The organism is Thermoanaerobaculia bacterium (assembly GCA_035593605.1).
Lineage (GTDB): Bacteria > Acidobacteriota > Thermoanaerobaculia > UBA2201 > DAOSWS01 > DAOSWS01.
Map to the genome: position 1 here is coordinate 21,170 of DAOSWS010000010.1, position 21,822 is coordinate 42,991.

Sequence of the window (21,822 nt, forward strand, 5' to 3'; positions counted from 1 at the left end):
TCGTATCATGCGGCTTCCTTTAACATGCGTTCGTAAATCCGGTAGGTTTTGTACCGGTCGGCTCCCACCATGTCGGCGACTTTCTGTATCAGATAATTGTCTTCCAGAATCCAGGAAAATTCAGCCTTTTTATATCCCAGATCGAGCGCGGCCCGAAAACTTTCACCGTAGAGAACCGCATCGAGGCCACGAGTTCGAAACTCCGGCTTGGTTCCCATCGTAAAGACTCTCAGGGCATCGATATGTCGGCTTCGTATAAGAATTTTGAAGAGATTCAGAGGAAAGAGCCGCCCATCCAGTCCTCGAAGAACCTGGTTATAATCAGGGAGCGACATGATAAACCCGGCAGGTTCGTCCTCGATGAAGGCCAGTTGGAGAAGCCTCGGCTCGACCAGAGGTTTCAGACGCTTGGCCATATATAGAACTTCATCATCATCCATCGGAACAAAGCCCCAGTTTTTCTCCCATGCCGAGTTGTAGATATCCAGAACATGCTGGAGCTCCCGGTTAAAATCTTTGAGATTAATGGGTCGAACGATGAGAGATGACTCATGGTTCCTCACCCGTCTGGAAAGGCGTTCCAGACGCTTCAGAGGCTCCGACGTAATATCATAACTGTAAGCATAAAGGTCCTTGATCTTTCCATAGCCGCAATGTTCCACAAGGTCTCTGTAATACGGAGGATTATGGGGCATCATTAACCGCGGCGGAGTGTCAAACCCGTCAATCAGGAGACCACATTCGTCGTTTGTCGAAGGGTTCATGGGGCCACGTGAAGCGTGGACACCCCGGGCACACAGGAAATCTTCAGCCTCCGCAAAGAGGGAATCGGCGACCTCGGGATCTTCGATGGATTCAAAGAAACCCCAGAATCCGACCGTTTCATCGTGAAAACGGATGTGATTGTAATCGACTATGGCCGCAATGCGGCCTACGGTTTTTCCGTCACGAACGGCAAGGAAACAGGCATGGTCGGCATGGCTCCAGAATGGATTCCCCGATCCGAGAATCTTTCGGACTTCCATACGCAGGAGAGGAATCCAGTGAGGGTCACCGGCATGGAGACGGTAAGGAAGATCTATGAATGCGCGTAGGTCTTGCCTGGTTTCAACCCGACGGACTTCCAATGTCATGAGATCAGCCCAAGCTCCTTACCAACCTGCCGAAAGGCCTCAAGGGCCTTTTCAAGGTGTTCTCGTCTATGGGTCGCCATATAACTCGTTCGAATGAGAGCCCGGCCCGGAGGAGTGGCGGGAGAAATGACGGGGTTCACAAAGACTCCACTATCCTGAAGTTTTCGTGACATGATGAAGGCGGCCTGATCTTCACCCACAACAATGGGAATGATGGGTGTTTCACTGCTGCCAATGTCAAATCCCAGATTTTTGAACTCCTTCATCATGAAATGGGTATTTTCCCAGAGTTGAGATAGAAGCTCCGGCTCCTCATCGATAATCTGTAGCGCGGCGATCACCGAAGCCATTGTGGAGGGCGGCGGACTGGCGGAAAAGATGAGAGTCCTGGCCGTATGCTTGATCCAGTTGATCACTTCCCGGTCTCCCACAACAAATCCTCCTACGGTCGCCAGACTCTTGGAAAAAGTGCCCACAATCAGATCGACATCACCGAGAAGCCCAAAATGTTCGCAGGTTCCTCTCCCCCGGTTTCCCATGACGCCAACTCCGTGTGCGTCATCCACCAGAAGCCGTGCTCCGTACTTGCGGGCAAGAGAGTACAGCTCCTGCACCGGGGCAAGATCGCCCTCCATGGAAAAGACACCATCCACAATGATGACTCTTCCTCTCTTTTCTTCCTCCTGCTTGAGAAAGACTTCCAGATGATTCATGTCATTGTGGTTATATTTTCGAACCGCGCCGTAGGAAAGGCGGCATCCATCAATAATGGAAGCATGGTTGAATTTGTCAATAAAGATCGTGTCTTCGCGCCCTACAATGGAAGCAATCGTACCGAGGTTGGCTTGAAATCCGGTGGAGAAGACAATACAGGCATCCCGTCCCATAAATTCTGCGAGCTTTTCCTCCAGCTCCACGTGTATATCCAGCGTACCATTCAAAAACCGGCTGCCCGCACACCCTGCACCGTACCGGGAGATTGCATCCCGTGCCGCCTCTTTTACCTTCGGATGAGAAGTCAGGCCCAGGTAGTTATTGGAACCGAGCATCACCAGGGGTTTACCGTCCATGATAACCACGGGGTCCTGCTGGGAGGATATCATTCGGAAATAGGGATAAATGCCCATTTCTCTGACCTTCTGATCCTCCTTGAAGGCATAACATTTTTCAAACAGATCCACAAATCCTCCTCAGTGCAGCCAGTGTTGTTGACGGTACCAGGTCAATGTATCTCGAGCTCCGGATTCGAACTGAATTCGAGGGGAAAATTTTAACATAGATTGAGCCTTTGTTATGGAACATGTCCACTGCCGGGCACGTAATTCTCGAGCTTTTCCCGGATTAAAGATCGCCGTCCTGTGAAAAGACCTGGCCAGAAAAGCATTGATTGCCGCAGCACTGTGTACGACCCAGGCGGGAAGCGGAAAAACCACGGGCTCCTTTCCTGAAACCTTTCCCAGTAAGGAAATGAGCGACCGATACGAGTGAACTTCCGGATGTGCCAGGAAAAAAACGCCTTCACAATCATTTTCCGCTGCCAGGACAACCCCGTCCACAGCATCTTCCACGTGAATGAGCTGAAGCCGGGCCGAAGGCGGTGCCGGCAGGGGAACCCACCCGCGTTCCGCAGCCTGAAAGAAGGGAAAGATTTCACGGTCGCCCGGTCCATATACTGCCGAAAGACGGAGGGATGCGACAGAAGGTCCCGGTGTTGAGAGGAGCTCCAGTTCCGCCTCCAGCTTGCTTCTCCCGTAATGGCTTAACGGCTCCGGCGGATCGGTTTCCTCCCTCGGTCTGTCTCCCCGGGCAGGCCCAGCTGCGGCCTGGGACGAGAGAAAGACAAACCTGCGACAGGAAGGAACACGGGATGCCGCATGATAGAGTCCTATCGATCCATCCCGATTTACTCTGTAAAACTCACGTATGGTTCGAGCACGGGTCAATGCCGCCCCATGGATAATCGTATGGACACCCTTGACTGCACGTTCACAGACGGCAGGATCCAGAAGATCTCCTTCAATTACGTCAACTCCCTCCAGATCCGGAGGACACCGCCGGCGATCCCGCACATAGAGCCTTAGATTGTAATCGTGGTTCAATAGTTTCCGTGCAACATGGCCGCCAATAAACCCGGTGGCACCTGTCAGCAGGATCAGATCCATGAAAGAAATCTACCGGGATGGGTGGCGCTTCACTTGTACGCCGGGTTTAAAGTGGTGGCCTTTTTCAGGACTGCAATAGCCTTGTCAAAATCCTTAAGGCCTTCGTAGCTTTCCTTCATGTTGTAGTAGGCCTCTGCATAGTCCGGTTTATATTCCACAGCTTTCTGGAAGTATTCAAGGGCCTTCTTATATTTCTGCTGACGATTCTGAATTATCCCCAGGCAAAAAAGTGCCTCGGGATAGCGCTCTTCGAGGGAGAGGGCCTGCTTGAGGAACGTCACCGCTTTCTTATCCTCGCCATGGTGCATATGAGCCACTCCCATCGAAAGGGGGGCCTCGGCAAAAGAGGCATCGAGATCGAGAGCTCGCTGAAAGGATGCCTCGGCATCTTCCCACCGACCCAGACGTGTGAGAGGTATGATCATCTTCGTAAGGAGCTCCGGAGAATCAGGATAGAGCTTAAGACCCGCTTCACATACCTCAATGGCCTTTTCATCCTGATGGAGCATGCCGTACGCATGACCCGCCAGCGTAAAGACCTCCAGAGGATTCTTCTTTCGGCTCAAAATTCGTTCAAGGGCTAGAAGCGCTTCATCATACTCTCGATGGGTGATGGCAATCGAGGCCACTCGGATAAAGACACGGTCGGGAAGATCGTCAGACTTCATGCAATGAAGATACGCATCCCGAGCTTTCTCCTGTTTCTGGATATCCCAGTAACTGTCGCCAAGAGATAGCCATGCCTGAAGACCGAGTCCCTTCTTGGCTGCCTCGGAAAACATTGCATTGGCCTCTCGTTCATGACCCTCCATCGTGTGCCACAATCCAAGTAGATAGAGTGATTCCGGAGTACTGACAGAAAGCTGCTCCATCCAGATTTGCAGTTTTTCAGCCTGGTTTCTCAAAGAGTCGTGGTTTTTTTTACCACCATACGCTACCATTTCTTCATAGGATTCGGGAAGCTTTTTCGATACCCAGAGGGTGCGAAATTCATCAAAGAGCTGACGGCATTGACGGTCCGCCCACCGCTTCAATTGCTGGGTTTCTTTTTGAGCCTGATGGAGTTTCTTTTTCAGCTCCTCTTCGGAGGCTTTATAGGATTCGATTTCATGTGCGTGCTCTTTGATCATGGAAGCCCGTTCTTCTTCCCGTGCTGTATTTTCCTCTGCCAGGCTTCGTTCTTTGTCTGAAAGCTGGGTTTCCAGGATTTCTGACGCCTGTCTTCCGGAACGGTTACCCATCTTGATTCCGATCACCATTCCGATGATTGCGCCGATAACCAGACCCACAATGGCGGCCAGTGCCATGGTTGCCCCCCCTCTTGATGATGGATGCATTATAACATGGCCCTACGGGTAGAATGTCATGATAAGATGAGAGCCTTGAAGGGTAAGCGCATTACAATCGCCGGAGCGGGTCCGTCAGGTCTCGCCGCTTCGATCATTCTGGCCCGAGAGGGCCGTACCGTGGAGGTCATTGAACGGGGACCCCATCCCGGACACCGCTACACAGGTGGATTCCAGGTTATCGATGACTACTCTCTTTCCGAGGGAGTTGTCGATTTTTTCCACCGCACTCACCTTCCCCGTCCCGATCTCTTTTATCCTCTCCAGCAGGCCGTCTTTTTCACACCGGACGGGAAATCTCATACTGTCAACTCGGCCAAACCCTATGGATATCTGATCCGTCGACGGATAGAAGGTTCACTGGACCGGGCCCTCTTCCATGCGGCACAGGAGTCTGGTGTAACCTTTCAATTTCAGACAATCGCCCGCAGTGCCGATATCACGGCCACCGGTCCAAAGCAGGTGGATGGAGTTTCCATGGAGAGGCATTTTTCCACGGATTCGAAAACGCGAATCTGGGTTCTTTTTCATCCGGAACTGGCACCCGGTGGATATGCCTATCTCTTCACCCATAATGGATCGGGTACGTTTGGAACGGCCATCACACGCAAATTCCGGAAATTACCATCCTGTTTTGATGCAAGCCTGAATTTTTTCCGGTACCTGGAACCTGTCCCCATGGAGGATATCCAGGTCGGTCATTCCTACATGAATTTTTTCATCAAAAATTCGGCAGTCGAAGCCGGTACGCTCTATTCGGGAGAAGCAGGAGGATTCCAGGATTTTCTCTTCGGTCTCGGGCTTCGCCAGGCCATGGCAACCGGGGTACTGGCGGCGGAAAGTCTTCTCACGGGTGAGGATTATGACACACTATGGAAGACCCTGCTGGGATCCAGACCGCGGGTCAGCCTGGTAAATCGATTCCTCTATGAACTGGGTGGAGCCTTCGGGTTGAATCGTTTTATCGCACTGGCAGCCGAGAAGGACTTCCAGACCTTTCTTCGTTCATGGGTCAGAGGAACGGGATTTCATCATTGCCTCTACCCAATCGTCGCGCTTTTATGGAAGAATAGAGGCACATGCGGACACACACTGATTCCCCACTGGTGTCGCCGGCGCTGAAAGCGGAGTTTCATCGATGCCGGGACATTACGTACCGGCACGGTCCGAATTTTTCCGTGGGATTTCGATTCCTCCCCACGGACAAACGATATGCCGTCTTCTCCGCCTACGCCTTCTGCCGTTACGCCGACGACCTCGCTGATGAGGGAAACCCTGTAGACGAGGCCCTCCTGGAAGCCTGTGAAACGGAACTATCCCGTACCTACAACGGATCGCCCACCCATCCAATTACACGTGCTCTTGCTCGAACGCTGACACGATACCCCATTCCCAGAGAGGCGTTTCAGGGATTAATCGATGGTTGCCGTCGCGATTTCACTCACAAACGCTATGAAAGCTTTGAGGAACTTTCAATATACTGTGATCTGGTGGCCGCAACCATTTCCGATATTTCCCTCGCGATCTTTGGACCTCTGGATCAAGAGGCTTACAGACTGGGAAAAGACCTGGCCTATGGGCTCCAATTGACCAATATCCTTCGTGATGTGGGGGAGGATGTATCCAGGAACAGGATCTATTTGCCGCTGGATGAGCTCCGCCGTTTTGGTGTGACGGAAGAAGATATTCTGAATTGCAGGAACAGCCCGGAATATCGATCTCTGATGGTATTTCAGGTAGAGCGGGCACGAAATTATTTTCGAAGAGCCCGATCCCTTCCGGAACATGTCGAGCCGGATGCCCGTTTTACCGTCCGTCTTATGGCTGGGGTCTATGAATCCATTCTCGAAAAGATCGGGAAGCACCCGGAACGATCCCTTCAACAGGAAACAACTCTTTCTTTTGCCGAGAAGGTCTGGATCGTTTTCTCGTCCTTTATCCGTTAATCCGGATTAGAACAAGCCGCTTGAATCGAATCGTCCTGTATCACCAGTGGGCGATTCTGAATCCGGGGTAATAATGGTCGAGAATTTCCTCAAAGCTTTTGCCGCTGGCGGCCATTCCAAAGGCTCCCTCCTGACACATCCCCACTCCATGTCCCCACCCTTTTCCAAAAAAGAAAACACCCTCCGGTGTGGGAACCATGGAAAACCACGTTTCTGGGAGTTTTAATGTAAATCGAACCTGTAATCGTTCCAGGATGGTTGAATTCGAAATACCATTAACTCGGAGAGACAGAATACGTCCTTCCTGGCTTTTCGAGAGAATGGCAAGTTCACGGGCTCCCTCCACGCCCGTCCACTCTGCAATTTCAGACCAGGAACGGTATCGGCTCCATCGGGACAACCGGGCGCGCCCATCCGCGGAAGAAGGATCTCGGGGTCGGCTGAGGATCAGGACACGCAGGCGATCGTTTTCCGAGTAAAGACGGACCCGGTCTCCCGGAAAGAGATTGAGGGAGTCCACCGCTTGAAGACTGTCCATCGTTTCGATGAAGAGTGCGGGGCGATTCCATGACCTTGGTTCAGATTCTCCGAGGAGAAGAAGCCCTTCCGGATCTGCACGCTGAACAATCCCCTTGCCCACGGAGAGGGTTCCGGATCGCAGCATGAAACGGCCCAGGAGTTCCACCATTCCTGCTCCATGGTGGGGTGCTCCTCCTGTCTCCAGATCATCAAAGAAGGAGGATGCAGCAAATTCTTCACAACCGGAATGGACAAGGTTCGGATCTTCGGAGAGGTTTTCACAATGCTGGCCGGGATCCCTGCCCAGCAACCGGGACAAAGCGGCACGGGGATCGCCCTCAGCGGTCAGGAGAGCCGCAGCACCTGCCGGGGAAAGGGACACCGCCTGACCTGCAACCTTCCAGGAGGGTAACGGATAACAGGGTACACCGGTGAAAAAGGAAGCCACCGGGCTGGAAAAGATTAAATCGCCCTGGATGGTGTGTCCTCCACATGCCGCCGTGTAATAGGTCGCCATGGGAACATCCCTGTAGGTCAAAATCAGACCTTCCGTCTCTTCCACTGCTTCAGTGGACATGGGATGCTCAGCCTCAAATCCCTTATATACCTGACAGGATGGAGTACCACAAATGTCATATTCCTTATCCAGGGGATGGGACATTTGAACAAAAGCATAGCTGCGTGCCGCGACAGCCTGAGCCTTCAATGCCTCCAGAGCGGGATAGACTTCTGGCCCCATTTCCGCCGGAACAACACCGCGGAGATAGTCCTCAAAGGGTAATGTATTGATGACAAGGATATTGGCATCCCTGGCCACCAGGGTAAGACTTCCACGGTACGATTTCTCCTCCACCTTCCAGGGATGTTCAGAATTCTCAGGAAGGATCATGGGGGAAGAGAAGGACATACCTGTCCCGCATGCATCTGAAAGGATCAATCCTCCCGGATCGGTTGAAACTGACACGGGCAGATGAAAGACGACATCTCCCAGATTGAGAACTTCTGAATCCGAATCCAGCATCACAGCAGGTGCCTCCCGGACCAGGACACGTATCTGGGGTGAAGGAGAAACGGAAAGCAACATCAGGCAAAAGGCTAATACCATGAGACTATTATCCCACACACCCTGCTCAGCTGAAGACAGAATCTACATGCATGTTGTAATTCGCACTATATGCATTTTTATAATATCATTTTTACATATTTGCCCTTGACAATAAATTAATGAATGATAATATGTGATCATCTTGCAAATTTAAGGAGACAACATGACAACTGCTGCCGACATTCTCAAGCAGTGTGACCGGGACAATGTAAAGTTCCTGCGACTGATGTTTACCGACATCCTGGGGATGAATAAGAACGTCGAAGTTCCCCGCTCCCAGTTTGAAAAAGCCCTTGCAGGTGAAATCATGTTTGACGGTTCCTCCATCGAAGGGTTTACCCGAATAGAAGAATCCGACATGCTTCTTAAGCCCGACCTTCGAACTTTTCGCACCTTTCCCTGGGATCACAAGGGCGGAGGTAAGGTTGCCCGGCTTATTTGTGACATTTACAATCCGGACCACACGCCCTTTGACGGGTGTCCCCGGTTGACCCTGAAACGGGCGGTGGAAAAAGCCTCTTCCATGGGATATAAGCTGGTGGCGGGTCCCGAAGTGGAGTTTTTCCTCTTCCAGCGGGATGATGAAGGGAACCCCATCGTTGAAACCCACGATGCGGGAGGGTACTTCGATTTGACTCCGGTTGACCTGGGAGAAGAGGCTCGCCGCGAAATCGTTGAGGATCTGGAAATCATGGGATTTGAAGTGGAGGCCGCTCATCACGAAGTCGCTCCGGGTCAGCATGAAATCGACTTTCGGTATATGGACGCCGTGGAAGCCGCCGATAACGTCATGACCTTTAAATTCATCGTGAAAAAGGTAGCTCTCGACTACAATCTGCACGCTTCGTTCATGCCAAAGCCGATTTTTGGCGTAAACGGCTCCGGCATGCATACCCATCAGTCTCTCCTCGATCAAGAAGGAAATAACACGTTTTACGACCCCAAAACCGACGACCAGCTGTCAGCCATCGCAAAGGGCTATATCGGGGGGATCCTGACCCACGTACGTTCCTTCGTGGCGGTGACCAATCCACTGGTCAATTCGTTCAAACGCCTTGTTCCGGGATATGAAGCGCCTATCAACGTGGCGTGGTCCGAAAAGAACCGGTCCCCCCTGGTCAGGGTTCCCGCAAAAAGGGGAATGTCCACACGATGTGAAGTTCGCGTTCCCGATCCTTCCTGTAATCCCTACCTTGCTTTTGCGGTCATGCTGGCTTCCGGGCTTGACGGAATTGAAAGAAATCTGGATCCGGGACCTCCGGTTAACCGCAACATCTTCACGATGAGTGAACGGGAGAAACGGCGTCTGAAAATCCGCCAGCTGCCCCCGAAATTATCCGATGCGCTCGATCTGCTGGAGAAAGATCCTCTGATGAGGGAGACTCTTGGAAACCATATCTTCTCCCATTATATTTACACCAAGCGAACCGAGTGGGCTTCCTACATTTCCGCGGTTCACCCCTGGGAGATCGATCGTTACCTTGTAAATTATTGATTATTGTCCGCACTCTATGATCACATTTAATAAACCCGGCAAAGCCGGGTTTATTTGTACCTCATTCAGGCTTGACGGGAAGCAAGCTGGCCGCAGGCCGCTCCAATGTCCCGACCATGGGAACGTCGGATAGTCACCGTAAGGTTGGCCTTCAGCAGAATCCGAAGAAAGTGCTGGATCGTATCCTCCGGAGGTTCCTGGTAGGGCAGTCCTTCCACCGGATTGAAAGGTATCAGATTCACCTTGTAGAGGCGTTCCCTCCCCTTTAACAACCGGTTGATCTCCTCTGCCTGGTCCGGACGGTCATTGACGTCCTTCAACATGACATATTCCAGTGTCACCCGCTCATTTCTACGACGGGGATATTCATCCAGCACCTGAAAGAGCTCGGTCAGAGAATAGAGCCTGGAGGCGGGTACGAGATTCCTTCGTAAATCATCCGTGGGTGCGGAAAGGGAGAGGGCCAGTCTTGGATGGGGCTTCATCTCTCCCAGCCTTTGTATTTCTCTTATGAGGCCTACCGTGGAAACCGTGATCCGCTTCGGGGAGATTGAGGAATACATAAACGCCAGGGCAGCTTTGACTCCCTTCAGGTTCAGAAGCGGCTCTCCCATCCCCATGAAGACGATATTGACTCTGGATGCTTCCAGCCCCCGCACCGTCAAAAGAAACTGCCCGATGATTTCTTCCGGTTTCAGGTTCCGTCCAGCCGTCTTCCCTGTCAGGCAGAAGGCGCAACCCAGTGGACATCCAGCCTGGGATGAGAGACAGAGCGTGGTCCGATCCTCCCCCGGCATGCGGACCGATTCCACGATGGAATCATCCTCCATACGGATTCTGTATTTCACCGTTCCATCGGAAGAGGTAAAGGATTGATCCACGTCGGGGAGAATAATGGGGTAACGCCTGGAAAGATCGAGCCTGAGATCTTTCGACAGGTTCGTCATCGCCTCATAATCGGTGATGTACCGTTCCGAAACCCAGTGGTAGACCTGTCGAGATTTATATATCGGAAGCCCGGATTCAAGGAAGGAAGATTCAAGTTCTGCCCGGGACAGGCTGAGAAGAGGAGCGATCAACGACCTTCCCGGCGCGGAACCTTTTTGATGGGATCGACACCGATTCGCCGTAAAAATTCCATATCTTCACCGGTAATCTTGAACTGAATCCCCTTACCACCTGTACGCTTGATCAGGATTTTTTCCCTGTGAAGGGGCAGGTTCACATTGTTCTTTTTCAGACCCACCGAAGATTCAAGAAGGATATAGATATTAAATCCTTCCCCTTCCAATCGGTTAAGAATGGCCTGAACCCTGGGAGAATCGGTCACGCTTTCCGAAATCGCCCGGGTGATTTCCTTCAGGATTTCTTCGTGTGTCGAACTCACGTCTCTATTATATCGTCATCCCGTAAAGGGCCGCAAGGTTGCAATACGATTCTTCAGGGGCACCCCGTTTCAATAATAGGAGATTCAGCCGAGTCAACGGCAAAAACTCGATAATAGAAGATTTCTCCCGGGTCCACCTTGTGATCCGCCGGCGCCTCGAGAAGGGGTGTTTCATAGAGAGCGGGGACCTGAAAGACCGTAAAATCGGGATTGTTCAGTTGACCAACCACCTTGTAATGGGTATAGGCTGTCTCACCATTGCAGTTCGTGGGGCTGGCTCCCGCATCGGTCCAGTTCATCAGGAAGTCCTCACCCAGCTTGTTCACGTATAATGTGGGCTGCGTACCGGTGATCGGAGCGTGGCCCCAGGGAGGAGCACTGTTATCAACGGGGTTGGGATCGCTCCAGAACATCTGTCCGATCAGCCGATCCAGAAATCTCAACTTGGTCGAAGGCGTAAATGCATCCTGCACGTTTTCAAAGGCGAAGGGCATGAAGGCGACACGATAGGGCTGAGAATAGTGGGTCAATGAAGTTCCGGCCAGAATCTGTATCGGCTCGAGGGCATAAGCCCAGAGTCTCTGAAAATAGGGATTGGAATTCAGCATTTCGAGTCGGTCTGCATAATTCGGAAAGGTAATTCCATCCGGACCGTAGTTCGTGATTCCCATCGTGAGCTCTTCGGAGCTGTAGGTACCGCCAAATCCGTATAGAGTGCCTGAGGCATCTTTCAGAAAGTCCTGATAGACCCGTTCCACGCCCAGATGGGTGAATGCGAAATCACCTGAAGGAACAGAGATGTTTCCGGGTCCGTAACGGTCCATAAAGTAATCCTGAGTGGAGAGGATCAGCCTTCCCGGATCATTGAAGTCGATAATGCTTGAATCCAGATAGGTCGCAATTTCTGCTTCAGGATTAATTCCCAGATAAGCATCCCACGGATTGGGCGTCAGCGTGTAGATATCGTCCTTTCCGGTAAACCAGATGATCATAGGATAGAAGGCCATCCAGTCATTGGGAAGGCCATAGGATGCGTAGGTGGGTGCGGCAAACATGGAGGTATCCCAGAGCGCATAGGTGAAGCCCAGGCTGTCCAGGAGAGACGTATAGACGTCCACGCCCGTGGTGTTGGGCGCTTCACCCTCGTCCTTGACAAGCATAAAATCCGCGAATCCGGCAAAGGATCCGTAGGCATCCAACCAGCAGAACTCCGCCGTGGATCCCACGGCGAGGTTAAATTCAAAGGAGAGACGGTACCCGGTTGGAGCGGAACCGCTTAACGTCATAGAAAAAGTGGCATCCGCAGAACCACTCGCAGCGATCGACCCCAGACAGACCCAACGATCGGAATTAACCGTAAGGTAAGGATCCCTGAGTCCATAATAGACATAAAAGGTCTGGGCGACGGTATCGTCATTGTATACGGTAAGAATCACGTCAAAGGTCTCACCGGGATCGGGAATCCCATTCCCGTCACCGCTTACGGAATCATCAAAGACCGCAGAAGAGTCGTAAGGAATGTCACAGAGGGTCTCATCCGATCGGTCAAACCAGGCCTTTGTATTCGCCACCAGAGTCTGGAGTCTGGAGGCCGTGGCATCCGATTCGGGGTTAAAGGCCAGAAAGAGCGCTTTGTAGTCATCCAGGCCCACAAGACCGATGGAGTCGATCATGATCAGGGGACTCTCATACCGTAATCCCACCGCTTTCCGGGTGGCATCCGGATCGGAGGGCGCCTGCGCCGTATAGTAGACAGGATCACCGTACCGGGTAATCAGGGCGTCGGCTTTGTATGTAAATGGCGTGTTGTCGATATCGAAATAATAGACGGCAGCGTCACAACCGAATTCGTCACTGATGGGACTGCCCGGAATCCCCCATATGCGCAGGGGGGACGGGGATGAAGTCCACACGTCGTTATAGACTTCCGAGACCTGGAAATAGTCATTCATGAGCGATCCGTCGGGAAGACGGAGGTGCTCACCAACACTTTCAGCCTGTGTCACGTCCCAGAGGATATCCTGGCCGGTCAGGAGCATATGTCCGCCCAGATCCAGGAAAGTCCTGATCCGTGACTGTTCTTCCACGCTCAGAACTTCAGGAACTCTTCCATACGTTTTTAAACTTATATCATCGACTCTGAATCGTGTGTTATAGGACCCATCGTTGTCCGACTCAAAGTAGATTCGAATCGTCTGCCCTGCATATCCCAGAAGGGAGAATGATTCCCCGGCCGTTGGGTGGCTCACATATCCTGACGTGTAATCTTCATCGTAGTAAGTCGCCAGGGTCTCAAGATCATTTCCCTGGGTATCCTGGATTTTCAAGGTCAGGGAGTCATACTGCCACGGAGAGGTTTCCGTGGTTGCAATCCACAGCCAGAATGTCAGATTGGCCGTTGTTGCATCGGCTGGGATATAGACGTCCTGGTACAGGTTATCGGAATAGTTCGTCAATCCCCCAAAGTAGGCATACCAGCTTCCCGTGTGAGCATACGTTGCATTACTGTAGATGACATCGGAAGTACCCAGGCTTTGCTGCCATAACCATACCGATGCGGCGTCGTACCCGTTTTCAAACCCGGCATTTCGAATCCGCTCGTTCGTATTCGTAGGGGAATCTCCATAGGATTCACCCGTAACCCACACTACGTCCGCACTGTTGTTCAGCGTGGCAGAGTCCGGTGGACCATAGAGGGTTGTGTCCCAGGTCGTATAGGAAATGCCGGCATTGGTGAGAGCCGTTTCATACAGTGGTCCCACATCGTCACAGGGAAGGCTGGGAAAGCACTGGGTCGTGTCGGAGGAACCATCATCATCGACCAGAAGGAGTCCTGTTGAGCAGGCGGCGGTCAGGGTGTAGGATCCCATGCTGTCCGCATACTTCCCGTCCACAATGATGTAATAGGTGCCCGCGGGGCATCCAGGATAGATAATCGTATCTTCCCCCGCCAGGATCATGTTACCCGTATCGCAGGTTCCGGTATCCAGAAGAAAGACATCCAGGTCCGGATTCAGAACGGGATCCGGTTCGACGTGGATCCGAAGATCGCATCCACCGGCCACCGTAACCTGGTGGACAACGTCTGGTCCGTATTCTCCCCAACCCTGGTCGATCCATACCGGATCGGGGTAGTCCTTTTCCTGAAAGGTATTCAACGCGGAGGAAGTGTCTCCGTGATAGGGAACTCCCGGCGTCAATGTGACGGTCGCGGAACAGGCCGTCATGGGTGTCGGTGTGGAGAGGATGGTGACACGATTCTGGAGATTCCTGTGAAACATCTTTTGTACTGCTTCGTCGGAGGGCCTTCGGGGAATGACAGAACTCTTCCCCGCCCATAGAAGAGCGGGGAAGAGAAGAAGACAGCCCAGAATCGTAAACGGTCGGTTAATTTTTCTTAAAGTCAAAAGCCCTGTCACCCAGATCTTTTCGGGGAAGATCGGTCAGTGTCGATCCGCTCGTGGCGAAGACAAGATCGTCGCGGTCGTTGTAATTTCCGGAATAGCAGGCATTGGTACCCGGATCGGCGTTATAGACGATCTGGACGCGGAGGGCCTGGGTGGATCCCGCCGTGCCTGAAAGATTAAAGTTGTAGTAATAATCCTTGGCGCCGGCACCGTCGCACTGCGTTCCAGCCAGGAGAGTCCAGGTGGGGCTGGAGGCGCTGGTTGCGTAATAAAGCTTCACATAGTCGGCATTGGAGTAACAGTATACGGAGAAGTCGACTCTTACTTCCTGGCCGGTCGTGAGGCATCCACCGCCCGTCGTGGCGACCTTGATGGATTCGACCGATTCGTCGCTATGGCAGGATCCCGACGTACCGTCTGTGCAGGTACCGAGGGTGTTGTTCTGGTCTCCCGGTTCATCGTTCCCGGCACATTGCAGGAGAGTCGCAGGAGCGTTACAGGAAGCACCCGCCGTCGTGCAGGCCGGAGCACCAAGGGAACTATTGAAGGAGGCTGTGAGATCGCTGCACGATCCGCCTCCGCCTCCACCCTCGACGACCGTTGCCTTCACGGTGTAAGAACCTGCGGCGTAGCCGTAGACACCGATCCACCACGTACCCGCCGTCGGAGAGGTTTGGACAATCTGTTCCGAAGTCGTGCCGCCGTTCCAGGAACGTCCATCATAAGAAGACGTTGTGGGTTTTGCGTTGAACTTCGTGTAGAGATCCACATCGGCGGAGAGGCCGGTCAGATCGACGGTGAGGCTCGTGGCTCCGCTGGGGACGGTGATGTAGTAGTACTTGTACGCACCCTGGGAAACCGATCCGCCGACTGCCACACCGCTGGTCAGTTGCGTATCTCCGGACACAACGGAGGAAGTGAAGTTCTGACCCGTCTGGTTGGCACCGCTGATGGTTACACTTCGTGAGGTTGGGGAGAAGGTATAACCGGAGCGGGACGGCGTCACGGTATAGGAACCGTTGGAAAGACCACTGAAGGAGTAATTTCCACTGGTGTCCGTCGTGGTGGTATTGGAGGCGGCTCCGCTGAGGGTGATCGTGACCCCGCTGGCCACAGCCCCGCTCACCGTACCGGAGATCGAGTAGGTCGTCTGGGGAACATTCACGGTCACCGTGCAGGTTGCCGGTGTTGCGTCCTCGTTTCCGGCAGCATCTCTGGCCTTGACTTCAAAGGTATGGGAGGCGTTGCTCAGTCCGGTGTAGCTCTTGGACGTCGCGCTCCCGAAGGAGGACCAAGATCCGGAATCGATTCGATAGCTGTAAACCAGGCTTCCCGTAGGTGTCACGTTGTCCGAACCGGTCCAGGTGAAGGTCGTACTTGAGGTTGTAATGGTCGTGCCACACTGGGAGGAGGTTATGGATGTGGTGGGCGCGGTTGTATCTCCTCCACCCGAAGTCGTCCAGGTCGCCGTGACCCGGAAGGGCATCGACGTGCCGGTATCCCAGTTGTTGACGCCAACGTACCAGGTTCCCGCGGTCGGGGAAGCAAAATTACAGGTCTCGCTCGTCGTTCCGCTGGTATAGGGACGACAGTCATAAGACGATGATGTCGGCTTGGCCCCCTGCTTGACGTAGAGATCAAGGTCCTTGGTGAGGTTGGAGAGCACGACGCCCAGGCTGGAATCACCGGATGCGGTCGTGAAGGTGTAGTAGTTCCATCCGGCCTGCCGCGTACTGGCGGTCATCGTATCGTTGTAACCCACTCCATTCTGCAGGACGGGGTCTCCGCCGCCACCGGAAGAAACCGAGGTAAAGTTCTTACCTGTCTGGTTGGCGCCATTAATCGTCACCGACAGGGACGAGGGCGTGAAGGTGTACCCGGAAGCGGAAGGTGTCACCGTGTAGGTCCCGTTAGAGAGGGACGAGAAGGTGTAGGTTCCGCCGGAAGCGGTTGTCGTTGTAGCCGAGGCCGCGCCGGTCAGGGTCATCGTCACACCGGATGTGATGGCACCGGAAACGGTACCGGAGATGGAATAGGTTTCGGAAGGAGTAGTCACGGTTGCCGTAATCGTGAAGGAACCCGCGGCGTATCCGTACACACCGGCCCACCAGGTGCCCGCGGTCGGGTTGGCCTGCGTGCAGGTCTCATTCCCGGAAGAGGAATAGGGACGGCAGGTGTAGGTAGAAGAAGTAGGCTTGGAGCCCTGGCGTGTGTAGAGATCGACGTCCGCAGAAGCATTCGTCGTCTTGATTTCCAGGTTGGTGGCTCCGGAAGGAACGGTGACGTAGAAGTAGATCCAGGACTGGTAGGCGACGCTGGAGGCAAGACCCACGCCGGACTGCAGTTCTGTTTCCGTTTGCTGGGTCGCACCGGTGAAGTTCTGGCCGGTCTTGTTCGCCCCGCTGATCACAACCTGCAGGGAAGATGGCGTGAAGGTATAACCGGACTTGGTGGGCGTCAGGGTGTAGGTACCGTTGGCAAGGCCGGAAATCGTATAGGTTCCATCGGTGGCCGTGCTGACGGAGCCGGAGGAGGGGCCGGAGTAGGCCACGGCGACACCGGAGATGCCCGATCCGCTGGCACTGATCGTGCCGGAGATGGAGTAGGTTGTTCCGCCGCCGCCGCTCTGGGGGGTCACAGTCTTGCAGTCGGACAGTTCCGAAAAGCAGGAAGCGTTCGAACCGACGGCAAGGATCCGGTAATAATAAGTGAACCCGTTGGCTACGGTTGTGTCCGTGTAGGTTGTGGATGTGGTGGATCCAACCTTGATGTATCCCTTGTCGCAGCCGAAGTCGTTCCGAAGGATGTAATAGGAGGAAGCTCCGGAAGAGGAAAAGGAAAGCGATACTGAATTGTCCCCGGCCGTGGCGGAAATGGAGGGTTTTGTCGGTGTGGTGGAGCAGGGGGAATTATTGTAATTATAGGAAGAACAGGCCACGCCATGCCGGTTGAAGGCATCGTAGATATCCTTGGAGTGGGGGGTACCGTTGCTCAGGTTTCCATCATTATCATCGGCGACCAGAAAGGTGGTGTGCCAGTTGGAGGAACCGCAGCCTGAGGCCACATAGTTGGAGCAGGTATAGCCTGAACCCGATGTTGGCCGGGTAAGAAAGTAGAGACGGTCGAGGATGTACCAGTTCGTGGCGATATCGAAACCAAGGTCACGGTTGGCAATGTCCCACATGGCTTCAGAAAGAGGATAGGATTCGCAATGGCCTTCCTTCCCGCACGGCCCCTTATAGGAATAGTCTGTCGGACAGCTGTTCTTTACAAAGGAACCGATTGTGTGCGGAGAATGGGACGAATGGGCATTGTAGTCCACGTCGCGGACGCCCGTGCAGGATGTACAGGAATCTCCGTACCCGGAACAGTTCGACGTGAGGAATCCAGGTCCGACGCAGGAGTCGTGAGTCTGCAGGAATGCCATGGTGTCACCGTATGTTTCTCCGGTGCCATAATCACCTGAAACGGATCCGTCATTGGAATCAAGGCCATGGCCCCATTCGTGGAGGAAGATCGCCGCGATCTCTCCCGTGTTTCCGCATCCGCCGCCAGAACGGAAGAAGTTGATCGCCGACCCATCCCAGTAGGCGTTGCATTGGTCATTGATGTTCATGTTGGCCGTAACCTGACCGTTGAGCCAGGTCCGGCTTAAAAAACTGCGAGCCTTTTCATTAACGCGGCTCACATGGTAGTAGCAGGAACGGCTGGCATGGGTATTCCCGGATCCGCCGACGCCCGGAGTGGTGCAGTCCGTTCCCCCGGAGGTGCCCAGATTCAGATCGTTGGGAGCCGTCCCGGTCAGGTTGATGGAGCCGCAATTGTCGCTGATCTTGACGTACTTGCCCTGGAGATAAGTCCGGATGCTTCCGCTCGCAATGGAATACTTTCCGGAGGAATCGGCATAGACACCGGACTGAACATCCGCGAAGGGCATGGGACGAAGGGTCTCGGATGATTCCGACTGGCTGACCTCATAGACGCCGCCCTTGACGGATCCGTAGGCGTTCGAATCGTAGAATTCAAGGACCTGACCGGAGTGGGCGTCCACATGGGCCGTCCATGTTCCCTTCTCACCGGCCCGCTTGAAGCTGACTTCCCAGACAAGGGGATAGTCGATATGGTCTCCCAGCTTGCTGGGGATCTGTTCGAGTATCCGGGGCATAAAGAAGAGGTTGCCCGGTTCGATAAGGGTATCGGTCTTGGGATCGAAACCCCCGGCATAATCAAAGGCTACGAATTGTGCCTGTTCCGCCGAGAGGGCGGGATAAGGGTCGAGCTTAGTGAAATTCTCAGGGAGTACTCCTTCGGTGCCGAACTGGACCATGCGTCCGTGGTTGCATCGAAAGACGATGTGGGCGTCCTTAATGGGAACCCCCTGGTAGACCACATCAAAATCGATGAAGGTTAGGTAGTTGTCGTCTCCAAAATAACCTGAACGTGACGGATTAATCTGGAGGTAGGATGGATCGATGGCCTGGAAGATGTTTCGATAGGTCGAAATGAATTCTTTTCCAATCGTATCCAGCTTTTCCATGGGTAAGGCCATTCCATCGGGAACCCAGTCAATCCCGATCCCCATCACGTTGGCCGGAAGGCCGGAGTAGAGATCGATGTAGACATCCCATGACGGACCATGGTTCAGGGTGAAGGCTTTCCAATCCGCAAGATTGGGAAGCTGGTCCTTGACCTGCGCGAAGGATACCGGATAGCTCTTCACCATGAGACTGTCATCCCGAAACGCATTGGAATCGAGAGAACCGGTTCCCTCTTTCACGACCTGAGCGAAGGTTGCAGTGCTGAAGCACAGAACAACGGCTAAGAGTGCAGCCCAAATGTTACACCTTTTACGCATGGAACCCTCCATCGGATTTAGTGGCACGGGATTAGGGAATCCCCTTCATGCCGTAATCCTACGACAAAGGTCAACGATTGTCAAGAGGGGGATCAAATCTCCGCTCTAACGTATCTTCATGTGCGCCTCAGCGTATGTTTTCCTGTTGACGCAACTTTGTGAACGGTGTAACATTCGCCGATATGCGTGACCAACTACTTCAGCTGATTCCCGAGTTTTTAGAGATTCAGGATCCCGACCTGAGGGAACGGACCCTGGCCTGTTTCGAAGACGCCCTGCAACGCGGAGGCTGGGTACCCGACGATCTCAGGACCATGCCCTTCACCCTTCTCCTGGATCCCTGCCCTGCCTCGATGGCAGAGCATGTGCGCGGCAACGTGCTTGTCAGTCTCGGTGCCTTTGACGCCATGAAAAAAATTTACGGAGATCGTATTCCTCTTAACCGGGACATTCTGGTGTCCGGGGCCCTGCTGCATGATGTCGGCAAGCTCCTGGAGTACGCGCGTAAGGACGGAAAGGTGGTAAAGAGCCGAAACGGTAAGCTTTTACGCCACCCGATGTCCGGGACAGCCCTGGCTTTTCACCATGGTCTCCCGGAAGAAGTCCAGCACATCATTGCCGTGCACGCCAAAGAAGGAGAAGGGTTTAAGCGGACCCCTGAAGCTGTCATCCTTCACCACGCAGATTTCACCAATTTCGAAACTTTCCATTGAGGTGATTCATGGGACGTTCCTTTTCCCAGAAGATCCTTGCCGCATACAGCGGTAAGGAGTCGGTTGAGGTCGGAGAGATTGTCACTGTCCGGCCCGACCATGTACTTTCCCACGACAACTCGTCCGCCATTTCCAAAACCTTTGCGAAAATCGGCGTGGAACGTGTCTTTAATCCCGGCCAGCCCGTCATCGTTCTGGACCACTGTGTTCCAGCCGCCACCGAAGCGTACGCGGAAAACCACAAAACGATCCGCGATTTTGTCCGCAGGCAGGGGTTGCAACACTTCTATGACATACAGCGCGGAGTATGCCATCAGGTTCTCATGGAGGAAGGCTTTGCCCGGCCGGGCGGATTGATCCTGGGTTCCGACTCCCATACGACCACATATGGAGCGGTGGGCTGCTTTTCCGCCGGGATCGGGCGAAGCGAAGCCGCCGCCATCTGGGCGACCGGGGAAATGTGGCTGCGATGCCCCGAAACCTTCCGTATTAATCTCGAAGGAGAACGACCCCCGACAGTCAGCGCCAAGGATGTGGCCCTGGAAATTATCGGGCGAATCGGTGCCGACGGGGCTCTCTACCAGGCGGTTGAATTTACGGGTCCAGGCGCCTCTGCCATGTCTGTGGATGAACGCATGGTCCTCACAAACCTGGCCGCGGAGATGGGCGCTAAAATCGGCTATGTTCCTCCGGATGAAAAAACCTTTTTATGGTTGAAAGACCGTTCCTCCAACGGCTCAACCCCGGTCTATTCGGACCCGGATGCCCCCGTAGCCGGAGAATTAACAATTGATCTTTCCTCCCTGACGCCGAGAACTGCCCGACCCCACACGGTGGATAATGTCTGCGCCGTCTCAGAGGTTCGAGGTATACAGGTTCACCAGGTTCTGATCGGGACCTGCACCAATGGACGTCTCTACGATATCGCTGAAGCCTGCTCCATCCTCAAAGATCGCAAAATCCATCCTCAAATCCGGCTCCTCGTCTTTCCCGCAAGCTCCAGCGTCTATCGGGAGGCCATGAAGCTCGGCTACCTGGATACCATTCTGGAAGCCGGTGGTGTCATCATGAACCCGGGATGCGGCCCGTGCCTCGGAGCCCATGAGGGAGCCCTTGCACCCGGGGAAGTCTGCCTTTCCACTGCCAACAGAAATTTCAAGGGACGGATGGGGTGCAACACAGCAGATATCTACCTTGCGAGCCCCAGAACCGCCGCGATCACAGCAATCAAGGGAGTCATCGACGATGAAATCTGAGGGAACAGCGTTCTGCTACGGAAACGACGTCAATACCGACGTTATCTTTGCCGGTAAATATACCTATACAGTGAACAGTCCTGAAGAGATGGCCAAGCATGCCCTGGAAGATCTCGACCCCGAATTTGTCACCCGGGTAAAGCCCGGTGATGTAATTGTAGCGGGCACCAATTTTGGATGCGGATCATCAAGGGAACAGGCTGTCGTTTGTTTGAAGGCATCCGGTATTTCAGCAATTATTGCGCGATCCTTCGCTCGGATCTATTATCGCAACTGTATCAACCAGGGTCTTCCCGCCCTGATTCTGCCGGAAGCCGTCGATGCGATTCGGCCGGGAGACCGGGTGTCCGTGGATCTGGCAAGGGGTGTTGTGGAGACGGCGAATCAAACCTTCACCTTTCCGCCTTATCCTCCTGAGATTCAGGTCATTCTTGAGGCAGGCGGAATTATTCCTTATATTAAGTCACAGTTAAAGGGCTGATTTATTTCACGCGGCCG

Annotated in this window: 15 protein-coding genes; 6 read left to right on the forward strand and 9 right to left on the reverse strand. The window is 53.6% G+C overall.

Annotated features, from left to right (window positions below):
• Positions 1-5: 5 nt before the first annotated feature.
• Genes PLD04_06535 through PLD04_06550 form a run of 4 tightly spaced genes read right to left on the reverse strand, consistent with a single transcriptional unit; the run spans position 6 to position 4,602 of the window.
• Positions 6-1,133, reverse strand: a complete 1,128-nt coding sequence (locus PLD04_06535; protein ID HXK67984.1) for an N-acetyltransferase — start codon at positions 1,131-1,133, stop codon at positions 6-8.
• Positions 1,130-2,314 carry a pyridoxal phosphate-dependent aminotransferase family protein gene (locus tag PLD04_06540; GenBank protein HXK67985.1) on the reverse strand — a complete coding sequence of 395 codons (1,185 nt, stop codon included), beginning with the start codon at positions 2,312-2,314 and terminating at the stop codon, positions 1,130-1,132. The genes PLD04_06535 and PLD04_06540 overlap by 4 nt, the downstream gene beginning before the upstream one ends.
• 9 nt (positions 2,315-2,323) lie before the next feature.
• The gene (locus PLD04_06545; protein ID HXK67986.1) at positions 2,324-3,295 is read right to left on the reverse strand and encodes an NAD(P)-dependent oxidoreductase; all 972 of its coding nucleotides are present in this window, start codon (positions 3,293-3,295) and stop codon (positions 2,324-2,326) included.
• A gap of 29 nt (positions 3,296-3,324) precedes the next feature.
• A complete protein-coding gene (locus PLD04_06550) occupies positions 3,325-4,602 on the reverse strand; it encodes a tetratricopeptide repeat protein (GenBank protein ID HXK67987.1) in 1,278 nt (425 codons plus the stop codon).
• Between the two features lie 66 nt (positions 4,603-4,668).
• On the opposite strand from PLD04_06550, the gene PLD04_06555 reads away from it, so the two are divergent.
• Together PLD04_06555 and PLD04_06560 are read left to right on the forward strand one after the other, a co-directional pair.
• A complete protein-coding gene (locus PLD04_06555; GenBank protein ID HXK67988.1) occupies positions 4,669-5,763 on the forward strand; it encodes an NAD(P)/FAD-dependent oxidoreductase in 1,095 nt (364 codons plus the stop codon).
• On the forward strand, positions 5,721-6,587 hold the full coding sequence (locus tag PLD04_06560; GenBank protein HXK67989.1) for a squalene/phytoene synthase family protein: 867 nt from the start codon (positions 5,721-5,723) through the stop codon (positions 6,585-6,587). The genes PLD04_06555 and PLD04_06560 overlap by 43 nt, the downstream gene beginning before the upstream one ends.
• A 40-nt stretch (positions 6,588-6,627) precedes the next feature.
• On the opposite strand, the gene PLD04_06565 is transcribed toward PLD04_06560, so the two are convergent.
• Complete coding sequence (locus PLD04_06565; protein HXK67990.1) at positions 6,628-8,211, reverse strand: SpoIID/LytB domain-containing protein; 1,584 nt, start codon at positions 8,209-8,211, stop codon at positions 6,628-6,630.
• Between the two features lie 163 nt (positions 8,212-8,374).
• On the opposite strand from PLD04_06565, the gene PLD04_06570 reads away from it, so the two are divergent.
• Positions 8,375-9,706: a glutamine synthetase family protein gene (locus PLD04_06570; protein HXK67991.1), complete on the forward strand. Its 1,332-nt coding sequence runs from the start codon at positions 8,375-8,377 to the stop codon at positions 9,704-9,706.
• Positions 9,707-9,771: 65 nt separating this feature from the next.
• Here PLD04_06570 and rlmN read toward each other — a convergent pair whose 3' ends face one another.
• Genes rlmN through PLD04_06590 form a run of 4 tightly spaced genes read right to left on the reverse strand, consistent with a single transcriptional unit; the run spans position 9,772 to position 19,355 of the window.
• On the reverse strand, positions 9,772-10,785 hold the full coding sequence (gene rlmN, locus PLD04_06575; protein ID HXK67992.1) for a 23S rRNA (adenine(2503)-C(2))-methyltransferase RlmN: 1,014 nt from the start codon (positions 10,783-10,785) through the stop codon (positions 9,772-9,774).
• Positions 10,782-11,093: a hypothetical protein gene (locus tag PLD04_06580; GenBank protein HXK67993.1), complete on the reverse strand. Its 312-nt coding sequence runs from the start codon at positions 11,091-11,093 to the stop codon at positions 10,782-10,784. Before PLD04_06580 ends, rlmN begins: the two co-directional genes overlap by 4 nt.
• Before the next feature lie 53 nt (positions 11,094-11,146).
• Positions 11,147-14,500: a hypothetical protein gene (locus PLD04_06585; protein ID HXK67994.1), complete on the reverse strand. Its 3,354-nt coding sequence runs from the start codon at positions 14,498-14,500 to the stop codon at positions 11,147-11,149.
• Complete coding sequence (locus PLD04_06590) at positions 14,481-19,355, reverse strand: pre-peptidase C-terminal domain-containing protein (protein HXK67995.1); 4,875 nt, start codon at positions 19,353-19,355, stop codon at positions 14,481-14,483. The genes PLD04_06585 and PLD04_06590 overlap by 20 nt, the downstream gene beginning before the upstream one ends.
• A gap of 182 nt (positions 19,356-19,537) precedes the next feature.
• Here PLD04_06590 and PLD04_06595 point away from each other — a divergent pair, with 182 nt between their 5' ends.
• Genes PLD04_06595 through PLD04_06605 form a run of 3 tightly spaced genes read left to right on the forward strand, consistent with a single transcriptional unit; the run spans position 19,538 to position 21,805 of the window.
• Positions 19,538-20,068 (forward strand): HD domain-containing protein, encoded by a 531-nt coding sequence (locus tag PLD04_06595; GenBank protein HXK67996.1) that lies wholly within the window; start codon positions 19,538-19,540, stop codon positions 20,066-20,068.
• Between the two features lie 8 nt (positions 20,069-20,076).
• Positions 20,077-21,324: a 3-isopropylmalate dehydratase large subunit gene (locus PLD04_06600; protein HXK67997.1), complete on the forward strand. Its 1,248-nt coding sequence runs from the start codon at positions 20,077-20,079 to the stop codon at positions 21,322-21,324.
• Positions 21,314-21,805 (forward strand): 3-isopropylmalate dehydratase small subunit, encoded by a 492-nt coding sequence (locus PLD04_06605; GenBank protein ID HXK67998.1) that lies wholly within the window; start codon positions 21,314-21,316, stop codon positions 21,803-21,805. The genes PLD04_06600 and PLD04_06605 overlap by 11 nt, the downstream gene beginning before the upstream one ends.
• Positions 21,806-21,822: the final 17 nt, after the last annotated feature.